The organism is uncultured Streptococcus sp. (genome assembly GCF_963521865.1).
In the GTDB taxonomy this organism is placed as follows: Bacteria; Bacillota; Bacilli; order Lactobacillales; family Streptococcaceae; genus Streptococcus.
Genome location: NZ_CAUQWY010000078.1, coordinates 1 through 3,601 on the forward strand (window position 1 = coordinate 1; position 3,601 = coordinate 3,601).

A 3,601-nucleotide genomic window follows, 5' to 3' on the forward strand; every position below is an offset into this window, starting at 1 on the left:
AACTGAATTGACACAACGTGTCTTCCACGAAGTTCTTTCAATGGATGATGCATTGGATGCCTTGAGCTAATCAAGTTCTTGAATAATGAAATAAGGAACCCTCGGTCAGTCGACTGAGGGTTTTTGGGGTTCTTAAATTCCTTAAGTCAGGTACTGAAATGTCTGACCGAGATTCAAAGATACGGGAGGTATTTGATACTCAATGAAAATTAAAGAGCAAACTAGGAAACTAACCGCAGGATGCTCAAAACACTGTTTTGAGGTAGTGGATAGAACTGACGAAGTCAGTAACCATACCTACGGCAAGGTGACGTTGACATGGTTTGAATAGTATAAAAACACCACACTTTGTTAGATACAAGGTGTGGTTGTATTTTATCTCTTAGACCAAGTTCTTTTCATAAAGAGAAGTAGGATTGGGTAAATCTCTAATCGACCTGCAATCATTGCAAAGGAGAGGAGAATTTTTGAGATAGGACTAAAGATTGCGAAGCTAGAAGTGGTTCCTAGAATAGGCCCGATATTATTGAAACAGCTAAAGACAGCGCTAGTCACAACCAGAAAATCATTGCTGTCTAGGCTGACAATAAAGATAAGCGCTAGCAAAATCATAGCATAGATGACAAAGTACTTGAGAATTTTATGCTGGGTATCCTTGTCAATCACCGTTTTATTAACATGTAGGGTCAAAACACGGTGGGGTGATAGAATTGACAAAATCTGGTTTTTAGCAATTTTTGAAAGGATGAGGCCTCGAATAACCTTGAGTCCACCTGCGGTTGAACCAGCAGAACCACCGATTGCCATGAGGAAGAGGAGGATAAACTGGGAGAAGAGGGGCCAGTTGGTAATATCTCCATATCCAAAACCAGTTGTTGTAATGATATTGGAAACCTGGAAGAAGGCCATTTCAAAGCTTTTGGAAAATCCCGGGTAGAGATAGAGAGTATTAAGGCTAATCAAGCCTGTAGAAATTAGAACGATGGCTAAGTAAGACCTAAGTTCTTCGTCTCCAAAGAAGGCCTTGATCCGACGGAGCATGAGGTAGTAGTAGAGATTGAAATTTACCCCAAAAACCAAAACTCCGATACTAACTAGATAGGTAATCAGTGAGCTACCATAGTGGGCAATTCCATCGTTATAGACTGTAAAACCTCCTGTACCTGCTGTTCCCATGGCAATGACAAAACTATCAAATAGGGGCATGCCAGCTAGATAATAGATGATGACAAAGAGGGAGAAGAGAGCTAGATAAAGGAGATAGAGAATCTGGGCAGTGTTTTTTAGTTTGGATACAACCTTGCCAAAGACAGGACCAGGAACCTCAGCCTTCATCACTTCTAGGTGACTATTCTTGGCATTATCCATAATAGCAAGTGCAAAAACAAGCACTCCCATCCCTCCAATCAAGTGGGTAAAACTGCGCCAGAAGAGGAGGGAACGACTGAGAACCGAAACGTCGTTCAGAATAGTTGCTCCAGTAGTTGTAAAGCCAGAACTGATTTCAAAAAAGGCATCGATAAGGCTGGGAATTTGTCTAGCAAAGACAAAGGGGAGACCACCAAAGAAAGACCAAAGGATCCAACAGAGGGCAACAATTAAGACTCCCTCCTTGGCATAAATCCGTTGATTTTTTGGCTTTTGTAAAATTCCTGAACCGCCTAGTAATACGAGAATCCCAATCGTTGTAAAGAGGGCTGTAAAGACTTGGCTCGATTCATGGTAGTAGATGGCAATCGCAACAGGAACCAAGAGGAGAACAGCTTCAATCAAAAGTAACTTTGAAAGGAGGTAACGAATCATACTTTTATTCATTTCTTACCTCGCAATCAAATCATAAATCTTGGTGATGTTTGGCAATAAGGTTGTTACTAGGAGCTTGTCTCCGACTTCAAGCGTATCCTCCCCAGTAGGGAAAATAGTCTTGCCCCTTCGAATGATGGCTGCAATAAGAACCCCTTTTTTCAATTTCAGTTGAGAAAGAGGTTTGGCAGTCATTTTATTGGCTTCCTTGATATGGAATTGCAGGGTTTCGATTTGGCCATTGGCTAGATGGTGCATGGCCTGAAGGTCTGAATACTGGGCATTAACCCGACCTCTAATAAAGTGCATGATTGTATCTACAGCGATGATTTTAGGTGTGATGATACTTGAAAAATCAGGCGCATGGATAATTTCAAGGAGACTAGTTCTGTTAACCTTGCTAATATTTTTTTGCACTCCGATACTATCAAGGAACATAGAAGTAATAATATTCTCTTCGTCAACTCCTGTTAGGGTTGCTACTGCATCATAGTTTTGGGCACTTTCTTCCAGCAGGATATCTTTTGCGGTACCATCTCCTTGAACGATGTAGAGATTTGGGAATTTCTCACTAAAGAAACGTGCCCTTTCAGGGTTGATCTCGATGACTTTGGTATCGATACGACTGTCTTTGAGGATACCTAGTAGATAATAGGCAATTCTACCTGCTCCAACGATGAGAAGGCTCTTCACAGCACGAGATTTGAAATAATTATGGAAGAGCATCATATCAACACGGTTACCAGTGACAAATATTCTATCTTTGTCCTGTATGGTCATATCACCACTTGGGATGATAATTTGATGATCCCTCTCTATGGCGCAGACAATGACGTTGCCAAATTTTTTCCGAAAATCAGAAATGGGCATTTGGCAAAGACCACTAGTGGATTTGACGACAAATTCCATGAGGCTAACGCGTCCACCAGCAAAGCGTTCGACAGATAGGGCGTTGGGGAAGTCAATGATATTGGCGATAGCGCGGGCAGCCAAGAGCTCAGGATTTACGATAAGAGAAAAGCCGAGAATATTCTTTTCTTTGAAATAAGAGTTAGAGTATTCAGGATTTCGCACCCGAACGATGGTTTCTTTAGCCCCCATTTTTTTGGCTAGAACGGCTGCAATCATGTTCACTTCATCGTATTCAGTCAAGGCGATAAAGATATCGCAATCCTGAACACTGGCTTGCTCAAGGATGGTGAAATCGGCCCCGTTACCAAGGATACCCATGATATCAAAGCGATTAACAATATGATTGAGAACAGCTTCGTCTTGCTCAATCAGCAAAACATCATGCTTTTCTGCAACCAAAGAGCGACAGAGGGCAGAGCCAACTTTTCCCCCTCCGACAAGGATAATTTTCATAATAAAACCTACTTTTTCATGATGTAACTATCATACCTTTTTTCAAGAAAAAATGCACCTACTAGCTAATCACCAGAGTTTTTAGTAGGAAATTTGCTATAAGGTAAAACTATACCCTAAGCAATTAAAATAGCTATTAGCACCTTTCTCTGAAATATGGTATGATAAAGGATATACAAGGAGATAAAATGAATAATAATTTACTGGTATTATAATCAGACTTTGGTCTGCTTGATGGTGCGGTATCGGCTATGATTGGAGTGGCTTTAGAAGAGTCTCCAACCATAAAAATCCATCACTTGACGCACGATATCACGCCTTATAATATTTTTGAGGGGAGCTATTGATATTCTGGATGTGCGTTTTGGTTCGCTTCGAACCTCTATCACACGAGAAGAATTTTACAAGCTGGAACCAGAATTTGGTGACCGTT

3 protein-coding genes and 1 pseudogene are annotated in these 3,601 nt (G+C 41.0%); 2 read left to right on the forward strand and 2 right to left on the reverse strand.

The annotated features are described in order from the left end of the window. Nucleotides 1-202: 202 nt before the first annotated feature. Complete coding sequence (locus RWO85_RS09930; RefSeq protein WP_314415669.1) at nt 203-331, forward strand: hypothetical protein; 129 nt, start codon at nt 203-205, stop codon at nt 329-331. A gap of 44 nt (nt 332-375) precedes the next feature. On the opposite strand, the gene RWO85_RS09935 is transcribed toward RWO85_RS09930, so the two are convergent. Together RWO85_RS09935 and trkA are read right to left on the reverse strand one after the other, a co-directional pair. Beyond that, nucleotides 376-1,815 (reverse strand): TrkH family potassium uptake protein, encoded by a 1,440-nt coding sequence (locus RWO85_RS09935; RefSeq protein ID WP_314415670.1) that lies wholly within the window; start codon nt 1,813-1,815, stop codon nt 376-378. Between the two features lie 3 nt (nt 1,816-1,818). Further along, nucleotides 1,819-3,168: a Trk system potassium transporter TrkA gene (gene trkA, locus RWO85_RS09940; RefSeq protein ID WP_314415672.1), complete on the reverse strand. Its 1,350-nt coding sequence runs from the start codon at nt 3,166-3,168 to the stop codon at nt 1,819-1,821. A gap of 227 nt (nt 3,169-3,395) precedes the next feature. Here trkA and RWO85_RS09945 point away from each other — a divergent pair. Continuing rightward, nucleotides 3,396-3,512, forward strand: a pseudogene (locus tag RWO85_RS09945) (SAM-dependent chlorinase/fluorinase); the annotation flags it as partial. Between the last annotated feature and the right edge of the window lie 89 nt (nt 3,513-3,601).